Below are 18,860 nucleotides of genomic sequence, written 5' to 3'. Positions count from 1 at the left end.
TATATGCCGTACAGCCCCTGCTTCATTTATTTCGCCCGCGAGCGATCCGGATCATCGCTCTTTAAAATTTCGCTTCCCGTTCCATATCCTCTAATCCCGGTCTTCTTCCTCCGGATGCGCCCCGACTCCGTTCAACAGATCGGTGCCGTGGAATTCGTCGGGCGGCGCAGCGGGATCGACGGGCGTATCGTCGGCGAGCTCGAGAAGGTCAGGATTGGCGTTCACGGCGCGCACGCCGACAGGAACTTCCTCGGCATAGTCGCCGCCATCGCGCTGCTTGGCATATTGATCCGGACTCGGCGCTTCCGCCCCGTCTACATCATCCGCCAGCGCGGCGTTCGCTTGGGAGGAGGACACGGTGTAGCTGTCGACCTGAACGGTACCATAAGTGCCTTCTCCGGAAGGATAAGTGCGGAGAAGCTCTTCCTCGGCGCTTTGCACCCGGCTTCCTTCGCGCTGGTCCTCGAACATGCCGAATCGAGGATCAATGTCTTTTTCCGTCGCGAGACCTTCTTTGTTCTTGTCTTCCATGCTTGTCCCCTCCTGGTTGATGGATCTTCCTCATAACGTTCCAACGTTCGATTGCCTTGATAGGCACTTTATACCCTGTTGCAAGGGTTTCCAATCGTTCCGCTGTCCATACGCTCCCTGACGGACAGGGAGCTGTGCGCGAGGATAGCGCGTCAAATAGCCTGTCACAGTAAAGCGATGACGAGCCTGGCAGGGCCGTTCCGTAGTATAATGGAGACAGGAATGAACACCCCGGAAGGAGCCTGCTGCATGACGTTGATTAGCAGTCTGAACGACAAGGACGAATTTACAGGGTTCTATTTGGTCAAGGAACTCGATGTCAAGCTGACCAATTCGACGCCTCCCAAGGATTACTGGGATCTCGTGCTCTCGGATTCAAGCGGCCAGCTTGCAGCCAAGTACTGGGATTTGAAGCCGCATGAGAAAGATACGCTGAAACCGATGATGCTTGCCAAAGTGCAAGGAACCGTACAGCTGTACAGGGAACGCCTGCAGCTGAAGGTGACCCGGATCCGGCCTGCGGCGCCGGAGGACAATCTGCAGCTGACGGACTTCATCCGTGCCGCTCCCGTCGCCCCCGACGCTTTGATGGCGAACATACGCAGCAAGGTCGACTCCATCCAAGACGAGCAGATTCGGGAAATAACCGCTTATTGCGTCGTGAAGGCGGGAGATCGGCTGGAGCATTACCCTGCGGCCAAAAGCCATCATCATGCCTACTACGCCGGCCTTGCCTACCACATGGTGCGGATGCTGGAGATCGGGGAGTTCCTCTGCATGCAGAGGCCGTTCCTGAACCGGGATCTCCTGATAGCGGGCATCATCCTGCATGATCTGGCCAAGCCGGAGGAAATGAACGCGCAGCTCGGCATCGTTTCCGAATACAGCGACCGCGGCCGGCTGATCGGCCATCTGGCGCTCATCTCCGGCTGGATTACGGAAGCGGCGCTGAAGCTTGGCATTGAGCTTGAGTCCGCCAAGACAACAGCGCTTCAGCATCTGGTGCTGTCCCATCACAACCTCGGGGAATGGGGAAGCCCCGTGCAGCCGCAAATGGCCGAAGCGGTCGCGCTCCATTTCATCGATTCGCTCGATGCCAAGCTGCAGATGGTCGAGGACGCGCTCGGCTCTACGCCGGAAGCCGACAGCTGGACGCCGATGATCCGCGGATTGGAAAACAAGGCGATCTACAAAACCAGCTTGTAGACGCCGGGCCGCAACTGCGACTTTTGCTGTTTCGGCGTCAGCCCCTGGCGCAGCGGGGTAAAGGTGGGAAATGAACCTGAAGAGGGAGTGGCCGCATGGAGCAGGTGGATCTGCAGACGATTCTGTCCGATAGCCGGCGCATCGTATTTTTCGGCGGGGCAGGAACTTCAACCGAAAGCGGGATTCCCGATTTCCGCTCGGCGGACGGGTTGTACGAACAGCGTACGAGCAAAACGTACATGCCGGAAGAAATTTTGAGCCGGGACTTTTTCATGGAGCATCCGGCTGATTTTTATACCTTTTACCGGGCCCATATGGTCTATCCCGAAGCGCTTCCCAATGCCGCGCATCGCGCGCTGGCCCGGCTGGAACAGGAAGGCCGTCTGACCGCGGTCGTCACCCAGAATATCGACGGCCTGCATCAGCTCGCCGGCAGCCGCAGCGTGCTGGAGCTGCATGGCTCGGTCCACCGCAATTATTGCATGGACTGCGGGCTCAAGTATCCATTGTCCGCCGTCCTGCGCGATCCGCGCCCGGTTCCACTCTGCACGGCCTGTGAAGGCATCATCAAGCCGGATGTCGTGCTGTATCAGGAGAACCTCGATACGGATCTCATGGATCGTGCTGCATTCGAGATCGAGCAGGCCGACACGCTCATCGTAGGAGGAACTTCCCTGACGGTGCAGCCGGCCGCAGGCCTCGTCAGCCTATACCGCGGCGATAAGCTTGTTATCGTCAATAGGACTCCGACTCCGCTTGATGCCTATGCGAATTATATTTCGGACGGAAATGTCGGCGATGTGCTGGGATCTCTTTATCCTCGTTGATGGAAACGGCATTTTGTCCAGTGAGAGAAACGAGAAGCCCCGGCAGAATACTCTGCCGGGGCTTCTCTTGGATAGAAGGCTGGTCATGGAGGAACGGATTATTGACCGGATGCCGCCGCTAGGGTCAAAAGGAAGATGAGCAGCGATATCCCGGCGACAATCAGGAAAAGAAGCAGGTAAGCCCGGCTCAGATTGCGCTTGTTGAGATTGACGCCGGATCCGAACGCCCATACGAGCAGCATGATGATATTGAGGATCGGAATAGCCAGCAGCAGCATCGTCACCATCCAGGAGCTGGTGCGGATAACTTGGGAGTTGCCGGTCGGAATCGGTTGATAGGACATAGGGGTTCTCCTTTTAAACGTTCATATCGTTCATGGATTTGAAGGCACTGAACATGACGGCGCCGAAAACAACCAGCATGATGATGTAGATGACGATGCCGATCAGCGCCCATAACAGATAGGCGCGGGCAAAGTACTTCCGGTTCAGGTTCGCGCTGTCGCCGAAGGCCCAGATGAACAAAAAGATGATGTTGACGATTGGAATCATCAGAATGACAAGCGAGCCGAGCCAGGATTTGACGCTGACGACTTCGTCGCTGGCATAAGGCGCGTATCCCGGCGGTACCGGAGGCTGCTGGCCTGCCGGCGGTTGGAAGGTGGATTCCATTCTTTTTAACTCTCCCCTTAACTATGGTCAGAACGATGATTTTATCGGCAGGAATATATGGGAAGTTAATACCATTTGATTAAATATTAGGAATTCATTTTTCTTTTTTATGTAAACTGTTTCCTGTTCCCCTTTTAGGGATCGATTTACCCGTTCGAAGTGTTTTTGAAACAGGTTGCGGGTGCGACATATTTTGCGCCGGCCCGCTCCGTACAGGCACTTCTAGGCAGCCGCCCACATAAACTGTCAGTACACTTGCACCGGTGCCCACGGCAGGGCCGGTAATACTGCATGGGGGTGGCCCGAAAAATGCCTGGATTATTTGCTGCAATCGCCCTGTTCATCAAGCAGCTCAGCCTGCTCGTATCCTATGTCAAAAACAACGCTTTTCCGCAGCCGCTGCAGGAGGATGAGGAGCTGCGCCATCTGAAGCAGATGGCCGAGGGCAACCCCGTATCCCGGAACCTACTGATCGAGCATAATCTGAGGCTTGTCGCCCACATCGTCAACACGTTGTGAACACGAACCGATGTCGGGAAACGGCACGGTTTGTGTGCAGCGGTAGGTTTGTCCGGTGAGGGTGGACAAACTATATGGAGCCTGAATCAGCCGGTCCGAGGGGGCCGGTTTTCTGCTTCTTCTGGAGTTAATACCGATACTTGAGAACCTTGTGCGGCAAGTATTCCGTATACCAATGGAGCTTGCCATTAAGATTGAAGGGAATAGCCGTATTCTACCATACTTTATATCTTCCAAATCTAGTATAATAATGTATCGACATTTTTCTCCGAAAGGGTATGCGCGCGGTATGATGAACTTGTTTGATGTAGTACCGGAAGGATTATTTCATCTTCTGACGGGTTCCAATCGGAAGATATATGCGGAAGCACTGCTGCTTTTATACGAGCATTCGCAAAGGGAGCGGTTCGGCATTCGCTATGAAGTCATGCGGGATCTGCTGCAGGAGCTGCTGGAGACTCAACAAGAAACGGGTATGGTCATTTCTGCCGATGAGGATGAGCCGGTTGGAGCTGGAAGAGAGGATCAGCTTACGTTAGAGGATGTCTCCAGAGCTCAGGCCAATGCATTGCTGCGACGGCTGGAACGGGCGAAGTGGATTGATGTGGAAACCCGCAGCCAGTTCGAAGCTTATATTGTACTTCCCCATTATGCCAGCCGGCTGATTGCGGTGTTTCAGGAATTATGCGAAGCACGGACGGTCGAATATCAACGGTTTGCTTTTGTAACTTATCAGCTTCTTACCGGCGAGGAGGCCAAAATGCGCCCTTGTTTCGCCGTAATGGAGGCGGCACAGGTAACAAGGCAATTTCGCCATGAATTGATTGGGTTATACAATAATATGAAGCATCACATGGAGACAGTTGTTCAAAAAACTTCGATTCGCGAAGTGCTGGACCATCATTTTGAAACCTATAAATCGCAAATTGTAGATAAAAGCTATCACCGGCTCAAAACGTCGGATCATGTGGCGCGCTATCGTTTTCAAATCCTTCATACGGTTCAGAAGTGGCTCCTAGATCGGGGTTTGCTGCAGGAAGCTGCAATGGACGGCGTCAAGAGCGAGCTGTATGAAACGGTTGAACAAGCGGAATATGCCGTCAAGGAAGCTTTATTCTTCATTGAAGAAACCTTTGTCGGGCTGGAAGAGATTTTCTATCAGATTGATGTGCGGCATAACCAGTATCTTCGTTCTTCCTACGACCGGGCCAGATATTTGAGTCAGCAGCATGAAGGATTGGACCGCCGGTTGACACGTCTGCTGGAGTTGCTCGGCCAGCAAAAGCAGGATGCGGAATACTCGCTGTTCGCGATTAATCAGGTTCGCGGATGGTCAGAGCAGTCACTCCTGCCGCCGCGCCGCCGAAGGATGGCTCATCAGCCGGAGACCCATGTTACGGTTCCGATTCCGGCACACGTGATGGAGGAGCTGCGACAGAGGAACGTAGAGAAAATGCGCAAGGCCATTACCCGTAAAAAAGTGGATGATTACGTCATGACCCGGCTTGGTGACCGAAAGCGCATGGAACTGATCGAGCTCGCTCCAAGTAGTGCCGAGGAATTTCTTATGCTGGGGTATGTTTATTTGTATGGCTCGGATGGTGGCTCGCGTTTCAGCTTGGACCGGCAAGGCAAGCGGCAGACGGTTAGTGTCGGAAGATATCGATTCCACAATCACGACATTGTCCGTAAAGAGCGGGGAGGATAACGATTCATGATGTTTCAAGATTTGAGCGACTCTGAACAATCGAAGGTCAAAGAAGTAATCCAGCGACTCATGGAGGTTAACCTTCTGATCAAAGACAAGGACCGGGAGTTGTATGCGACAATTCGTCGCTACCGTACCGCGTTGGAGGGCTATTATCGATTCCTTGGTTGGGAACTTGTCGTGGACGAGCGGCATGAATGCGTCTATCTGCATATTCCCGATGGCCGTCTTCGCCGTAGGCTTGACCGGGAACAGACACTATGGCTGCTGGTGCTGCGCTTACTATATGAGGAGAAGAGGCAAGGCCTATCGCTGGCGGATTATCCTATGATTACCCTTTATGAAATTCGCAGCAAGTACGAGACGTTCCGGCTGGAATGGGTAAACCGTACCGCATTGGACAGGCTGGTTAGATTGTGTGTACAGGCCCAATTGATTGAACCGCTGGATTCCGACATTCGTTCCGATGATGCCCGGTTCAAGCTGTTCCATACTTGGATCTATATGATTCAGACGGATGAGATGCAGTCGTTACTTGATAAGCTAGAATTGTACCTGACGAACGCGGAGGGAGGATTGCTGGATGAAATGGATGAAGCGGCTGCGTCTGATTAACTGGCATTATTTCAAGGACGAGGAGCTGGAATTCGGAAAACAGACGTTGATCACTGGACAGAACGCCGCGGGAAAATCGACGATTATTGACGCGCTGCAGGTGCTTTTCGTTGCTGATCATCGAATGATCAAATTCAATGCGGCTGCACACGATGACGCCAAACGCAGCTTTATCAATTATCTTAGGGGAAAAATCGGCAGCGACGAGCGCTCCTTTTTGAGGGACGGCGATTTTACGACTTATATTGCAGCTGAATTCCGGGACGAGGACCGTAAGGAATGGTTCGTTGTCGGGGTAGCGATTGATGTATACCGAGGAAGCACGACCGGGGAAGAAGAGTATTTCATTTTGTCAGATCGGCGGTTGGATGATTTGCAGTTTGTCAAATCCAACGGCCAGCTGCTCAATCGAGACGAATTCCGCAAGCGCTACGGTGGGGAAAGCGTCAGGGTCAGCGGGCTCTCCGGAAAAAAGGCTTTGTTTGAAAGGAACAAGACCAACTATCAGAAAGCCTTACTCGCCCGGATGGGACAGCTTCATGATCGGTTTTTCACAATATTCACCAAAGCGCTCTCGTTCAAGCCGATCCAGAATATCCGTGCTTTTGTCTACGATTATATACTCGACCGAAAAGAGCTGCAGTTGGATTTGATGCGGCAAAATTTCGAGATCCACGAACGGTATCGCCAGGAGCTGGAGCATCTTCAGGAGAAGAAGCTGCACCTGCAATCCATACGTGAGTGTTATGCCCAGTATGCCAAATACAAGGAGACTGCCATTGAGCAGGATTATGTGATCCGGCGCTTGAAAGCGGATTACGAGAGTGAGAATCTGGAGCAGACCGAACGGGACAATGTCCGGCTGGAAGAAGAGCTGCGACAGCTTGCGGATGATATTGACCTTGCCGCGCGGTTGCAGGCGGAAGCCCGGGACAAGCAGCAGGATGCTTACCAGCGCTGGCAGAACCATGCTGCGGAGAAGCGCAAGAAAGAGCTGCACGAGGACATTGCCCGGCTCACCGCTCAACAGAGCGAGGGAGAAAGGCTCTTGCTCACGTATCGGAGACAAATTGAACGGGAGCTTCAGCTATTGGCGAACTTGTACGATTGGCCGGACAATCCGTACTGGACATGGAAGCCTGGAGAGAGGGAGACGCTTCGCAGTTATCAGGAGAGCCTGGCGCGTCTTGACGCTGTGGCACGTTGCGGAATCATTGAAGTCCATGAGGAAGAAGAGTGGACACGGGATCTGGCTGAGATTGGAGAAGGTCTAACGGCGTGGCGTGACAGGATGCTCATTCAACATAACCAGTTGCAGGAAAAGCTGGGTGAAACGGACGCTCGAATCGAAGAGTTAAGAACGATCATTCGTGATCTGGAGCAGCAGAAGCGCAGCTATGCCGAACCGGTGCGCCAGTTGAAGGGCATCTTGGAGGAACGGCTGCGGGGCCGCTCGGCGGTTTGGGTGTTTTGCGAGCACATGGAGCTCAAGGAAGAGCTTTGGCGTAATGCGGTGGAAGGGTATTTGAACACCCAGCGCTTCGATCTGTTGGTTGAACCGGAATGTTTCGCAGAGGCATTGTCTATTTATGAAAGGGAGAAGCGAACCTATCGGCTGGAAGGCGTCGGTCTCGTCGATACGGAGAAGGAGAAGCGGTATTTGGGAACGGCCGTAACCGGTTCCCTGGCACTCGAGCTGCAGGCGGAGCATCCCGTAATCCAGGCGCACGTCGAGCATTTGCTGGGCAAGGTGATGAAGGCTGCAAACGAGCAGGAGCTGCGACACCATCGTACAGCGGTGACCCAATCATGCATGGTTTACAACAACCTGGTAGCCCGGCAGATGCGCAAGGAGCAATACGAGGTTCCGTTCATAGGCGCCAAAGCGATCGCCCGCCAGTTGGAAATCCGCCGCTCCGAGCTGGTGTCTGCCCAGGACGAACGGCGCATGCTGTATGCTTGGGGTGAACACCTTTCCGAATGGATCGGCAAATTGAAGGAAACGGGCTGTACCAAGCTTGCCGACCATCTTGGCCTGATGCGGCATATCCACGAATGCTCGGAAATGCTATTGCAGAAGACAGAGGAACTGAATGGTCTCGATTTCAGCGAAGCGGAGCGGCTGCAGGCGGAGTATGAGCAGTGGAAGAAGGATGAACAGAAGTGGCAACAAAAATGGGGATCCTTACTCCAAAAGCAAACGGAAACCGAATCGAAAAAGTCCGAAGCGGAAGGAAAGCTGCACTTGCTTCGGATTAAGGTGCAAGAGTACGAAGCCGCATGGCGGAATTGGATCAATGAGCACGGCAGCGGGCGGGAAGCGGGAGCGATGCAAAGATACGAAGAAGCATGCAATTCGTCCGCCTCCACTTGGCAGAAAATCCAAAATTGGGAAGGCAGCTGGAAGGGTCAGCAGACACTGCGCGACAGCCAGTTCAACAAGCTGCAATTAATGCGGCAAAAATATAATATCGATCAAAATTTTATCGCCGACATCCAGAAGGTCACGAACGAGGATTACGATCGGCTGCTTGAAACGATCGAACACCTGAATATTCCGGAATATCAGGATAAAGTTGCGGCGGCTTTGAAAGAATCGGAAGAGGAGTTCAAGTCCCACTTTATTTTTCGGTTAAGGGAAGCGATCGAGATGGCCCGTAGGGAGTTTCACGAGCTGAACTATGCGCTGAGGCATTTTCCTTTTTCCGACGACAAGTATCATTTTGAGGTTTCCCCTAGTGAACGTTACAAGCGCTTCTATGATGCCGTGATGGATCCCATGCTTTTGGAAAAGGGTTCATTGTTCGAATTACCGGACAATGATCGTACCGAGGTTCTGCATGAGTTGTTCGATCTTCTGGTCAAAGGTGAGGCCGGACAATTGGAGGAGTTCTCGGACTATCGGCAATACTTGGATTTCGATATTATCGTAACATCCGGCAACGGCAAATACCGCTTCTCGCAAGTGCTGAAGGAGAAATCGGGAGGCGAGACGCAGACACCGTTCTATATTGCGATATTGGCTTCCTTCCACCACTTATATTCCGGAAAAAGCACGCGGCTTGTCATTTTCGATGAAGCGTTCAATAAAATGGACGAGCAGCGGATTCAATCCAGTCTGCGGTTGATTAAGCAAATGGGTCTGCAGCTGATTGCCGCCGTTCCCGATGAGAAGATGCAGCATATGGCTCCTGAGGTGTCCACCACGCTGTTCGTCAGCAAGCATAACTACCAGTGTTATGTAGACATGATTGACAAATGGGACAACGGGGCGGAAGACGAGATGGCGAGAGCGGGAGCCGTGGAAATAGCGGAATATGAGGCTGAGGCGGCTGCCGCATCGAATTTATCGAACGTTGACAACGGGAAATCCCCCTCAGCCGATGATGCGGATGAAGGAAACGGTCAAGGCTTTTTATTCTAGATTTTATGGTAAGGGGTGATCTGCTTGGAGATTCATGAAACGCCATATAAATCCAAATTTGTCTCCCAGCTGCTAAACCTCCTGTTGGACAAATACGAGTTAAGCCAGTCTTTTGTAACCGGGCAGCCTTCCAAGCAAAGGCCGCAGCTATCTCTTAACAAAAGTCCATTCTGGCAAGATTATACAGACGAAATGGATTTCCGTAAACGAATTTGGATCAACGAAGCAGCTTCCGAGTTGGAGCGGCTCGGACTTGTTGAACTCAATTGGGCCCGGTTTCGCACCGGCGAGCAGTTGGAAAGAATCTATCTGCGATGGAGTGAGTTGAAGACGGCTTATCGCGTTGCGGGGCGGATGCCGAAGCGGGACAAGCTGGAACGCTTGCGGCACATCCTTACTCCCTTATCCCGCCATCCTTGGGAATGGGTCAGGGTGTGGTCTGAACAAGCCGATGTATCGCTAGCCGAAGGTAAAACTGCCCACCTGGAGGTGGACGATCCAGAGGGGTATAAGGATCTTGTTTGTGTATTGCTGGAGCTTCCTAGGCTCGAGCGAGCCGCTCCAATAAGATTACTTAGCCAGAAGCTGTTCAAGGACTCCAAGCACATGGAAAGAAACGTTCAACGAAGGTTGCTTTCGCTCGCCAAGCAGGCATCAGGAGAGGAGCGTGAAACCGAGGAAGAATGGCTTGATTTCCTCGGGGTGGCCAAAAATCCACAAATTGTGCTGGTAAGCGGGCCTCTTTCATTCCGTACTACCGACAGTCGTAAGGTTGATATTGGAGTGTTTGCCGGTGGGGTTGGCTTATCGGATAAAACGGTGGAAGAAATGTGTCAAGTGCAAACAGTTGCCACTCGGATAGTAACAATTGAAAACTTGGCGACTTATCATCTGTGGCTCGAACACGCTTCCGAGCTCCGCGACACAGAGCTTGTTCTATATACCGGGGGATTTCCCCATCGGTCATTGCAATCCTTTTTGTGTAGACTGGCAGAGCATTTGGCCTCGGCATCGGAAAAGAACATTGAAGTGTATCATTGGGGTGATATTGATCTGGGAGGAATCCGGATTTTTGAATACCTGCGGAAGAAATTCTTTTCTAATCTGAGGCCCATGCTAATGGATGCGGAGACGCTTCTTCGTTACGAGTCCTCAGCGGCGTCAATCAGCGATGAATATGCCGGAAAGCTTGAGGAGGCTCTAAAGGATACCCGACTGACCCATTGGAGGCAGGTGCTGCAAACGATGCTTGATCGAAGGATACGCTTGGAACAGGAAAGTATTGTGGAATTGGATTAAAGAAGAAAACAATGGACATTAACTTTCTGACTTTTTGTTATGGAGGAAAACCAGACCACTCATCTTTGACGAGGGGTTCAGGTAACGTTCTTGTATTCACGAATCCGAGAACCTTAAGGCAGCGTAGCTGCCGGCCGCGACGCGGTTAGGTTCGCAGGGTTGTCTGCATGAATCTTCTCCCCCGAAATGCCTCGGGCAGACCAAGGGCCGTATGGCCCGAAGCGTGAATACGGTGTTAGCTGATGTTGCTGACTACCTTGAAATAGCCCGTACGATCTTTATGAAATTTCATTAAGTACGTGTTATAATAAAATTAATTTAGCCTTTCTAGATAGGGGTTGATCGAATGGCAGTTTCAAAAGATCATTTGAACAAATTAATTCAACAATTACCTGAAGAAGCCCTTCCAATCGCTGCTGATTTCTTGGAAAAATTAGTCACAAATAAAGAGTATCGTCATATCCCTTGGGATGATGAGCCAACTACTCAAGATGATATTGAAGCAATTAAAAAAGCTAAAGAATCCTTTAGACGTGGCGAGAGTATTAAACTTAAGGATGTTATCGATGACTTACTCAATTGAGTTCTATAAAGATGCTCTTAAGTATTTACAAAAATTAGATAGGACGAATCGTATTCGAATTACTCAACATCTACAAATTCTCTGTGAAGACCCTTATCATCCAGAGCTCGATATCAAAAGGATGCAAGGAACAATGGACGAATATCGATTACGAGTGGGTTCTTATCGAATTATTTATTCAGTTGAGAATGATAAGTTACTTATCCAAGTAATTAAAATTGGCTCTCGTGGTGATGTATATAAATCTTAACTTCTAGGTCTATTCTTACAGGGTAGGCCTTTTTACTTTTCTTCAGATCTTCAGCAATTTCAGCTAACGGCGCGGTTTGCGAAGTAAGGGTGGACGAGCTACATGGGCGATATGCCGGTCCGTGGGGACCGGTTTTCTGCTTCTACAGGATTCGGGGCGGTTTATGTTATACTGGTGATAAAAGAGCGGAAAAGCTTATGACATGGGGTGACATCGAATGGAAAAGGTCAATTCACCGGAAGAGTTGATGGAGAACATATCGAATATGAGCCGCGACAACTCCGTGTACCACTTTCATATTCCAGGAAAGGGAAAGTTCACTCTCGTCTTGCAAGAGGAAGAGCAGCGGTCCATTCAAGCTGACGTTGAGTCTAATCCGGAATTGAAGGTCATGATTGAACAAAGCAGGAAGGAATTCAAGCTTGGCAAAGCCTTGAGCACATCGGAGTTACTGAAATCCTTATCTCCCGAGGACTTTATTATTCATTCTTGAAACAGAAGCTATACTCACCAATCCCATTATAGGCAAAGCTTATACTGAGGAAGACAGACCTATGCGGGACTGTCGCGTATCATTGTGAAGAGGTCTAGGATTTCTTTTGAACAGCAGGAGAATGAAGTTTAGAATGTTCCTGTTTTGTTTCCCGGAGAGAAATGAAAATGATTGCTCAGATTTATAATTGGGAGGAGAACAGTTGGCTATGCCCCTGCCAAATAAGTTGGACCGACAAATGTCTGAGGATGAATGCAGCATTGACGATATCCTTGAATCGGCTGGAGTTTTAACTCCGGAACAAGCTGCGCATTTGACTGATGAAATCAAAAGGATGCGCGAAGAAGAATGGGAATGAATCTAAATAGCCAACCCATTGTAACTCCGCCCGCGGGATACAGTGGGTTTGTTTATATACTCGGAATACTTAAAAGGAGAACAGACGATCATGGTTTATCGATGCAGAATCGAACTGAATGAGATTGCCCCGAAGATTTGGCGGGAGTTTCAATTTCATCCGGACGTGACGTTTCATCAGCTTCACAAAATCATCCAATCGGTCATGGGATGGGAAAATTACCATTTATACGAGTTTCATGTGAAAGAAAAGGTGATCGGTCTGCCCGATCCGACATTCGAGCATATAGAAGACCGCGAGGTGCTGAATGCACGGAGGGAAATCGTTCAGAAGCATGTTCACGAAGAAAACACCGTATTTACATACGTGTATGATTTTGGAGATGATTGGCAGCACACGGTTACGTTGATCAAAATCGACGCATCGACATCCGACCCGGCACCCTTGTGTCTAGATGGTGCCCGCGGCTGTCCGCAGGAAGATGTGGGAGGCGTTTGGGGGCATCAGCATATGCTGGAAGTACTGCTTACTCCCAATCATCCGGAGCGGGATCATTTTATCGGTTGGGTTCGAGAAGGATATGATCCCGAACATTTCTCCTGCGAAGAAGTGAATCAGGAGCTTGAGCGGCATAAGGACAAGCTGATCCCCAAGTCACTGGTTAAGCGGCCGGTAGGGAAAAAGCCTGTGAAGCTGACGAAGTCTGCTCTGAATAAGCATCTGAAGCAGCTAAATAGCGACCAGCTTATCGATTTGGTGAAGGCTTGTTATGGCGCCAGCAAAGATATGGAGAAGTTTCTTGCTGTAAGAATACTGGGCGATGAAGCAGTAGAGTCTCTCTTTCAAGAGTATTGCAAGAAGGTTGAGAAAGAGTTTTTCCCTGAGCGGGGATTTGGCAAGCTGAGACTTCAGGATGCGAAACATGCGATTTCGGAATTCGAGAGATTGACTGGAAATGCCAGGTACGCCCTGGAATTGAAGCTGGTCTACGTTGAAAATGGAGTTGATTTCACCCTAAGCTACGGGGATATTGATGAACGCTTCTACAACAGCATGGTGTCCATGTATGCCGATATCATTGATCAAGTAAATGAAGATGAAACGGCCGAGTTGTTCGACGAATTCGAGGAGCGCCTCGAAGCCGTGGTTTCGAAAACAGAAGGGATCGGCTGGGGTTTTCATGACAATTTGGCTAATCTGCACGCTCAAATAAGATGGATTTAGGTGGGGAACTTAATGCGCGGCAGGAAGAAAAATAAGCGGACCGGTCAGAAAGCGAAATTCATGGGGCTGTTGGAACAAGACGAGAATTTCTATTTTATCGCCGGATATACGGATGGCGGCTTCCCGTATGGAATCACGTGGGAGGAATATGAGGCGGAACAACGCGGCGAGTTGATCAAAGCGATAGTAGCTGAGGGAGAACCTATGAAAGAATTGAAATTGACCAAGCAGCAGTTTCAGGAGATTGTGGATGCATACGACATGTACGTAGAAGGAATAGAGTCCTTCCTGAATATCGAAACTGGAGATGTTGTCACGTTGCGAACGTTTGACCGGGATGAAGAGGACGAAGAATTAAGCGAGGTCATTGAAGAAGGCTTTAATGAAATTTATTTTCGGTTACCGAAACGGGAGTCGGATGAAGGATATACCGACATGGTTGATTTTGCGGAAACGGTTGAAGATAAAAAGCTGCAATCCACTTTGATGCACATATTGAGCGGCGGCAAGAAAATATTCCGAAGATTCAAGGATGCGTTATCTTCCGACAGCGAGCAGTTAGAGCGGTATTACCAGTTTGTTGAAGAGCAGAATCGCAAACGTGTTTCGGATTGGTTGGAATCCATTGAAGTGAAGTTGATTCTCGAGTAATAAAGAAATGTTTGGGCAGGGGATACCGGTGAAACGTTCTTCAAGACAGACGATGATTAAGCTGTATGCGGAAGCGGTCATTTTGGAACTTCAACAATTAGGTTATCCCAATGATCAAGCTAACGCAGTCTTTTTTCGACACTATCGAGACATGAAACGCTTATTTGGTCTTGAGCAGAATGTATGCGATTTTGCAAAGATGATGGATGAATTTGAACGTGCCATGCAGAAGAAGCATGACCCGAGTGATCCCAATTCAATTGCTGTTGGCCATCTAAACCACTTGGCTAAAACATACATCCTTAAGCATAAAAGCAACAAATGAGCAGGATTATTTTCCAAATGGCAACCGATATACGACCTGTGTCGCTGTCACCATTTCTAAAAGATGAATATGTCGACGCTGCGGCAGACCAACATATTCCCTTCTTTACCACGGTGCGATCTTATCAGGTGTTCATCGACTATTGGAATTCCAAGATGGAAAGAAGCATCCAAAGGGGGTGGTCCTCTTGAATTTATCCGATTTTTCCAGATACATAGATCCTGCAGTTGTACACAGAGGGAAGGAATACGCGTCCGAAGGACGGGTAATTTCCTTGAAGTCCATTGCCGATGAAAAGTACACTGCGGTTGTGCGCGGGTACGAGGATTATGAGGTTTATGTAAGGCTAGACAACGAGAACAACATAATGGAATCGGAATGCGATTGTCCGTACGATTTCGGGCCGGTATGCAAGCATCAAGTCGCCGTATTCCTCGAGCTTAAGAATAGAGATGCAGACAGGGTATCTTCACCGGAACCGTCTCTCCGGCAACTGTTGGAAGCAGAGAGCAAGGAGAAATTAATCGAATTGCTGCTCTCGATTGCATCGGATTCATATACCGCGGAAGAGCGCATCAGACTCCACTTGTCGAAAAGGGGCGCGGATCAGGAGTTGGACGCCTGCCGACGGTTGATTCGATCCTACATTGACACATATTCGGATGATCATGGTTTTGTGTCTTGGCGGAACGTAAGCCGCACGGTGGAAGGTGCGGAGATCGTCGCTGAAAAGGCTCTCTCCGCCTTCGATGAAGGGGAATGGTTGCACGGGCTGGCGATTCTGTTTTGCATCATCGAAGAGATGATTGAATTATTGCAGTCCGCCGACGATTCGGACGGTGGAGTCGGGATCGTGATCGAAAGCTGTCTGGAATCGATCTTCAAGCTGGTTCAGGATCGCCATCATATTCCGGCGGAAGAACGCTTGAAGATTTTCCGCCGGTTGTTGGAGGAGACACACCAGCCTTATTACGACGGGTGGTCGGATTGGCAGCTCGCGCTCCTCGAGGCGGCGGGCGCGCTGATCGAGTCGGAACAGATGCAACATCAATGGGATGATGCGGCGGATTCGCTCCTGGGTCATACGTCCGGAAGCAATTGGTCGCGGGAGTACACAGACGAGCGGGTAACTGTGCTCCGATATGGTCAAATTTTGGAACGTTCAGGTGAAGAACAGGCGAAAGCTTATTTGTATAAACATCTGCATTTCCCGGAAATTCGGGAGATTGCGATTCGAGCGGCGCTTGAGCAAGGCGATGCCGAGGAAGCGATCCGATTGGCGGAGGCCGGGGAAGCCCAAGATCAGGGGCTGCCGGGGCTCGTCTATCGCTGGAAGAAATATCGGTATGAGGCATACCATCGCACAGGACAAGTCGAACAGCAGCGGAAACTCGGGATGGAGCTGATTGTGAACGGAGAGTATGCGTATTATCGCTCTGTGAAGGATACATTTTCCGATGAGGGAGAATGGACTTTGTATTTGCAAGATATGTTAGATCAATTAGAGCAGAGCACGAGGGGAGAGCATACGTATACCCAAATTCTGGTGGAAGAGGAGATGTACGCACGGCTTTTGGAACAGGTCCGCAAGGCACCTTACCGAATTGAATCGTTCTATGAGCAATTGCTTCCGCATTACCCGGAGGAGGTGAAGGCGCTTTTCGTGGCATATATCGAATTCCGGGCGGATCAATCCAGAGACAGGCGAGATTACGCCGATGTTTGCCGGATCATTCGAATGCTTCAACAGGTTGGCGGGCGGAAAGAAGCGTTCACCGTCACACAAAAATTGTTAACCAAATTTCCGCGAAGACCGGCTTTCCGGGAGGAGCTGGGGAAGATTCGTTTTTGAACTTTATAATGGGAATAAGAAGTAACGCGGTTTGAGCATAGCTTGATTTTTGTGAGTGGGTGGACAAACTGGTATGCGAGGCCTGTAATTTTGATCTGAAACGAGTATGTTATAATAATGGCAAGATTAAGTCGAGTTGGATGGTGACCTATGATGGACCGTATTCAAGATTTGCAAAAACTGATCAAACTTACGGGCGATCGCGCGAAACTGGATGCAAAAGCGAACGGAACTTATATTGTCTATCAAACGGAAAAAGGCCAGATTGTCAAAGAATATGCAAACGGTGTGATCGAGCCAATCGACAATCCTGGGGTTCATCATGAATGAGTACTCCACAGTGATGGTTGTATTCGCCGGCAATAACGGCAGCGGCAAAAGCACCATTTGCAATTTGATAGTGGACAGGCTTGGTATCAGTGTCAATATAGATCCCGACGCTTTAGCTCGGAGCATTGATTCTGACCATCCGGATCGCCGCAAAGTATCCGCAGGCAAAGAAGCGATTAAACTTGCGAGAGATTGTATCCATCATAAACGCGATTTTTCTGTAGAAACGACTTTGGCCGGCGGTAATGCGATACGACTGATACGGGAAGCCAAGGCGAACGGCTTTGAAGTGATGATGTTTTATGTGGGTCTAAATGATGTTCGGCTCAATATCGAACGTGTTGCCGCCAGAGTTCGAAACGGCGGACATCATATACCGACTGAAGACATCATTCGGAGACAAACCACATCCATGCAAAATCTGCTAACTCATATCCATCTCATTGATCATTTGATTGTGATTGATAATAGCGAAGTTTCCGGTGAAATCGTTATACAAGCCGAACATCATGTTTTAAAATATCAGGCCGAATCTCTTCCAATATGGGTGCAAAAGATCAAGGATCAGTTACATTGATTACGGAGGATGATATGAAGTTTGAAATTAATAATTCTATGGAAAACAAAATTAATGATTGGGATAAATGTGAACCCAAGGATGTAACGGGAGCAAAGTTTGCGTACATATTTATACCAACAAGTCTAGGATTGGTTATCAAGGTCCAGTGTGATGTTTGTAAAAGGGAGTTAATTCTAACCGATGATGATTAAAGCTTGAATTTTACATTTTCCCAATGTGAATAAGGACTTCTACGCGACCGGATTAGATCTGGTCGTTTTTTTGTTCAGAACATATATTCGCTGACAAAAAGTTGTCATGACTTAATTATAAAATAAAAATATACTAGATCACTGAGGCAGAGGCAGAGTTTTTGGAGTTGTAATTGGGGGTGAACAGAATGACATTGATTAAAGATCTGAGTACGAATGATGAATTCGTCGGCTTCTATTTGCTGAAAGAGCTGGAGCTGAAGCAGACCAACACATCCCCGGCAAAGGATTACTTCGATTTGGTGCTGTGTGATGCCAGCGGCCAGCTTCCTGCCAAGTATTGGGATGTGAAGGAAACGGAAAAAGACGACTTTTCTCCGATGACGCTAGTCAAGGTTCAGGGAATCGTTCAATTGTATCGGGAAAAGCCGCAGGTTAAGATCACCCGGATTCGCAATGTAAGTAATGAAGACGGTGTGTCCCTAACCGATTTTATTCGGGCGGCTCCAATTGAATCTGCGGAATTATTAGAGGTCATATACAGAGTCATCGAGAGTATTTGGGATCCGGTCATTCGTGATATTGTAAGCTTTTGCGTCGATAAGGTGAGTGAGAAACTGGCTCATTATCCGGCAGCCAAAATGCACCATCATGCTTACTTTGCCGGACTGGCTTATCATATCGTTCGTATGCTGGAAATTGGTGAGTTCCTATGCAAGCAGCGGCCATTTCTGAATGCAGATATGATCAAAGCCGGGATTATCCTACACGATATTGCAAAGCCAGAGGAGATGATCGCTCAGCTTGGGGTCGTGACAGATTATAGCACTCAGGGAAAGTTGATCGGTCATATTGCAATGGCAGCTGGTTGGATCACAGAAGCTGCATTGCGGCTGGAACTTCCGCTTGATTCGGAACAAGTAATCGGATTGCAGCACCTTATTCTCTCTCACCATAACCTCGGAGAATGGGGGAGCCCGGTACAGCCGCAAACGGCAGAAGCGGTAGCATTGCACTATATTGACGCACTGGATGCCAAACTCCAGATGGCGGAGGACGCACTAAGCGCCACTTCGGACAAGGAGTTATGGACACAGCCGGTTCGAGGGCTGGAGAATAAAGCGTTGTACCGGATGTCATTGTAGATATTAAAATATACGAAGAAAATGCAATGAAACAAAAATACTTTGCGGCAAAATAGCGGCAATGGTACAATGTTATT

20 protein-coding genes and 1 pseudogene are annotated in these 18,860 nt (G+C 49.5%); 18 read left to right on the top strand and 3 right to left on the bottom strand.

The features are described 5' to 3' along the window. Nucleotides 1-90 precede the first annotated feature (90 nt). The gene (locus tag ACLBWT_RS03355; protein WP_447661634.1) at nucleotides 91-531 is read right to left on the bottom strand and encodes a hypothetical protein; all 441 of its coding nucleotides are present in this window, start codon (nucleotides 529-531) and stop codon (nucleotides 91-93) included. Between the two features lie 249 nt (nucleotides 532-780). On the opposite strand from ACLBWT_RS03355, the gene ACLBWT_RS03350 reads away from it, so the two are divergent. Then, complete coding sequence (locus ACLBWT_RS03350) at nucleotides 781-1,737, top strand: 3'-5' exoribonuclease YhaM family protein (protein WP_447661633.1); 957 nt, start codon at nucleotides 781-783, stop codon at nucleotides 1,735-1,737. A 95-nt stretch (nucleotides 1,738-1,832) separates the two neighbouring features. Further along, on the top strand, nucleotides 1,833-2,564 hold the full coding sequence (locus tag ACLBWT_RS03345; RefSeq protein WP_447661632.1) for an NAD-dependent protein deacylase: 732 nt from the start codon (nucleotides 1,833-1,835) through the stop codon (nucleotides 2,562-2,564). Nucleotides 2,565-2,662: 98 nt separating this feature from the next. Here the strand turns inward: ACLBWT_RS03345 and ACLBWT_RS03340 are convergent, their stop codons facing one another. Both ACLBWT_RS03340 and ACLBWT_RS03335 read right to left on the bottom strand, forming a co-directional pair. Beyond that, nucleotides 2,663-2,908, bottom strand: a complete 246-nt coding sequence (locus ACLBWT_RS03340) for a hypothetical protein (protein ID WP_447661631.1) — start codon at nucleotides 2,906-2,908, stop codon at nucleotides 2,663-2,665. A gap of 13 nt (nucleotides 2,909-2,921) precedes the next feature. Next, a complete protein-coding gene (locus tag ACLBWT_RS03335; RefSeq protein ID WP_447661630.1) occupies nucleotides 2,922-3,236 on the bottom strand; it encodes a hypothetical protein in 315 nt (104 codons plus the stop codon). A gap of 309 nt (nucleotides 3,237-3,545) precedes the next feature. On the opposite strand from ACLBWT_RS03335, the pseudogene ACLBWT_RS03330 reads away from it, so the two are divergent. The 16 genes and pseudogenes from ACLBWT_RS03330 to ACLBWT_RS03255 form a co-directional block, all read left to right on the top strand. Further along, a pseudogene (locus ACLBWT_RS03330) lies at nucleotides 3,546-3,743 on the top strand (RNA polymerase subunit sigma-70); the annotation flags it as partial. Nucleotides 3,744-4,044: 301 nt separating this feature from the next. Further along, the gene (locus tag ACLBWT_RS03325; protein WP_023554900.1) at nucleotides 4,045-5,463 is read left to right on the top strand and encodes a Wadjet anti-phage system protein JetA family protein; all 1,419 of its coding nucleotides are present in this window, start codon (nucleotides 4,045-4,047) and stop codon (nucleotides 5,461-5,463) included. A 6-nt stretch (nucleotides 5,464-5,469) separates the two neighbouring features. Further along, the gene (locus tag ACLBWT_RS03320) at nucleotides 5,470-6,078 is read left to right on the top strand and encodes a DUF4194 domain-containing protein (RefSeq protein WP_023554899.1); all 609 of its coding nucleotides are present in this window, start codon (nucleotides 5,470-5,472) and stop codon (nucleotides 6,076-6,078) included. Then, on the top strand, nucleotides 6,047-9,502 hold the full coding sequence (locus ACLBWT_RS03315; protein ID WP_316142311.1) for an ATP-binding protein: 3,456 nt from the start codon (nucleotides 6,047-6,049) through the stop codon (nucleotides 9,500-9,502). Before ACLBWT_RS03320 ends, ACLBWT_RS03315 begins: the two co-directional genes overlap by 32 nt. A gap of 24 nt (nucleotides 9,503-9,526) precedes the next feature. Then, nucleotides 9,527-10,801 (top strand): Wadjet anti-phage system protein JetD domain-containing protein, encoded by a 1,275-nt coding sequence (locus ACLBWT_RS03310; protein WP_447661629.1) that lies wholly within the window; start codon nucleotides 9,527-9,529, stop codon nucleotides 10,799-10,801. Between the two features lie 346 nt (nucleotides 10,802-11,147). After that, nucleotides 11,148-11,384, top strand: coding sequence for a hypothetical protein (locus ACLBWT_RS03305; RefSeq protein ID WP_023554896.1), 237 nt, complete (start codon nucleotides 11,148-11,150; stop codon nucleotides 11,382-11,384). After that, a complete protein-coding gene (locus tag ACLBWT_RS03300) occupies nucleotides 11,368-11,634 on the top strand; it encodes a type II toxin-antitoxin system RelE family toxin (RefSeq protein WP_023554895.1) in 267 nt (88 codons plus the stop codon). Before ACLBWT_RS03305 ends, ACLBWT_RS03300 begins: the two co-directional genes overlap by 17 nt. A 217-nt stretch (nucleotides 11,635-11,851) precedes the next feature. Then, on the top strand, nucleotides 11,852-12,127 hold the full coding sequence (locus ACLBWT_RS03295; RefSeq protein ID WP_447661628.1) for a hypothetical protein: 276 nt from the start codon (nucleotides 11,852-11,854) through the stop codon (nucleotides 12,125-12,127). A 202-nt stretch (nucleotides 12,128-12,329) separates the two neighbouring features. Beyond that, the gene (locus ACLBWT_RS03290; protein WP_157462203.1) at nucleotides 12,330-12,485 is read left to right on the top strand and encodes a hypothetical protein; all 156 of its coding nucleotides are present in this window, start codon (nucleotides 12,330-12,332) and stop codon (nucleotides 12,483-12,485) included. Nucleotides 12,486-12,575: 90 nt separating this feature from the next. Beyond that, nucleotides 12,576-13,709 carry a DUF6155 family protein gene (locus ACLBWT_RS03285; RefSeq protein WP_150959861.1) on the top strand — a complete coding sequence of 378 codons (1,134 nt, stop codon included), beginning with the start codon at nucleotides 12,576-12,578 and terminating at the stop codon, nucleotides 13,707-13,709. A 12-nt stretch (nucleotides 13,710-13,721) separates the two neighbouring features. Then, complete coding sequence (locus ACLBWT_RS03280; RefSeq protein WP_447661627.1) at nucleotides 13,722-14,360, top strand: UPF0158 family protein; 639 nt, start codon at nucleotides 13,722-13,724, stop codon at nucleotides 14,358-14,360. A gap of 28 nt (nucleotides 14,361-14,388) precedes the next feature. Beyond that, nucleotides 14,389-14,685, top strand: coding sequence for a hypothetical protein (locus ACLBWT_RS03275; protein ID WP_447661626.1), 297 nt, complete (start codon nucleotides 14,389-14,391; stop codon nucleotides 14,683-14,685). A 187-nt stretch (nucleotides 14,686-14,872) separates the two neighbouring features. Then, nucleotides 14,873-16,537 carry an SWIM zinc finger family protein gene (locus ACLBWT_RS03270; RefSeq protein ID WP_447661625.1) on the top strand — a complete coding sequence of 555 codons (1,665 nt, stop codon included), beginning with the start codon at nucleotides 14,873-14,875 and terminating at the stop codon, nucleotides 16,535-16,537. A 150-nt stretch (nucleotides 16,538-16,687) separates the two neighbouring features. Next, a complete protein-coding gene (locus ACLBWT_RS03265) occupies nucleotides 16,688-16,867 on the top strand; it encodes a hypothetical protein (protein WP_015253841.1) in 180 nt (59 codons plus the stop codon). After that, the gene (locus ACLBWT_RS03260) at nucleotides 16,860-17,444 is read left to right on the top strand and encodes a zeta toxin family protein (RefSeq protein WP_447661624.1); all 585 of its coding nucleotides are present in this window, start codon (nucleotides 16,860-16,862) and stop codon (nucleotides 17,442-17,444) included. Before ACLBWT_RS03265 ends, ACLBWT_RS03260 begins: the two co-directional genes overlap by 8 nt. A gap of 382 nt (nucleotides 17,445-17,826) precedes the next feature. Continuing rightward, entirely contained in the window at nucleotides 17,827-18,783 is a 957-nt protein-coding gene (locus ACLBWT_RS03255) for a 3'-5' exoribonuclease YhaM family protein (RefSeq protein ID WP_278739780.1), read from the top strand. Nucleotides 18,784-18,860 lie beyond the last annotated feature (77 nt).

The organism is Paenibacillus sp. D51F (genome assembly GCF_053345695.1).
The sequence above is the reverse complement of the archived record's forward strand: the minus strand, read 5'-3'. Positions and strand labels throughout refer to the sequence as shown.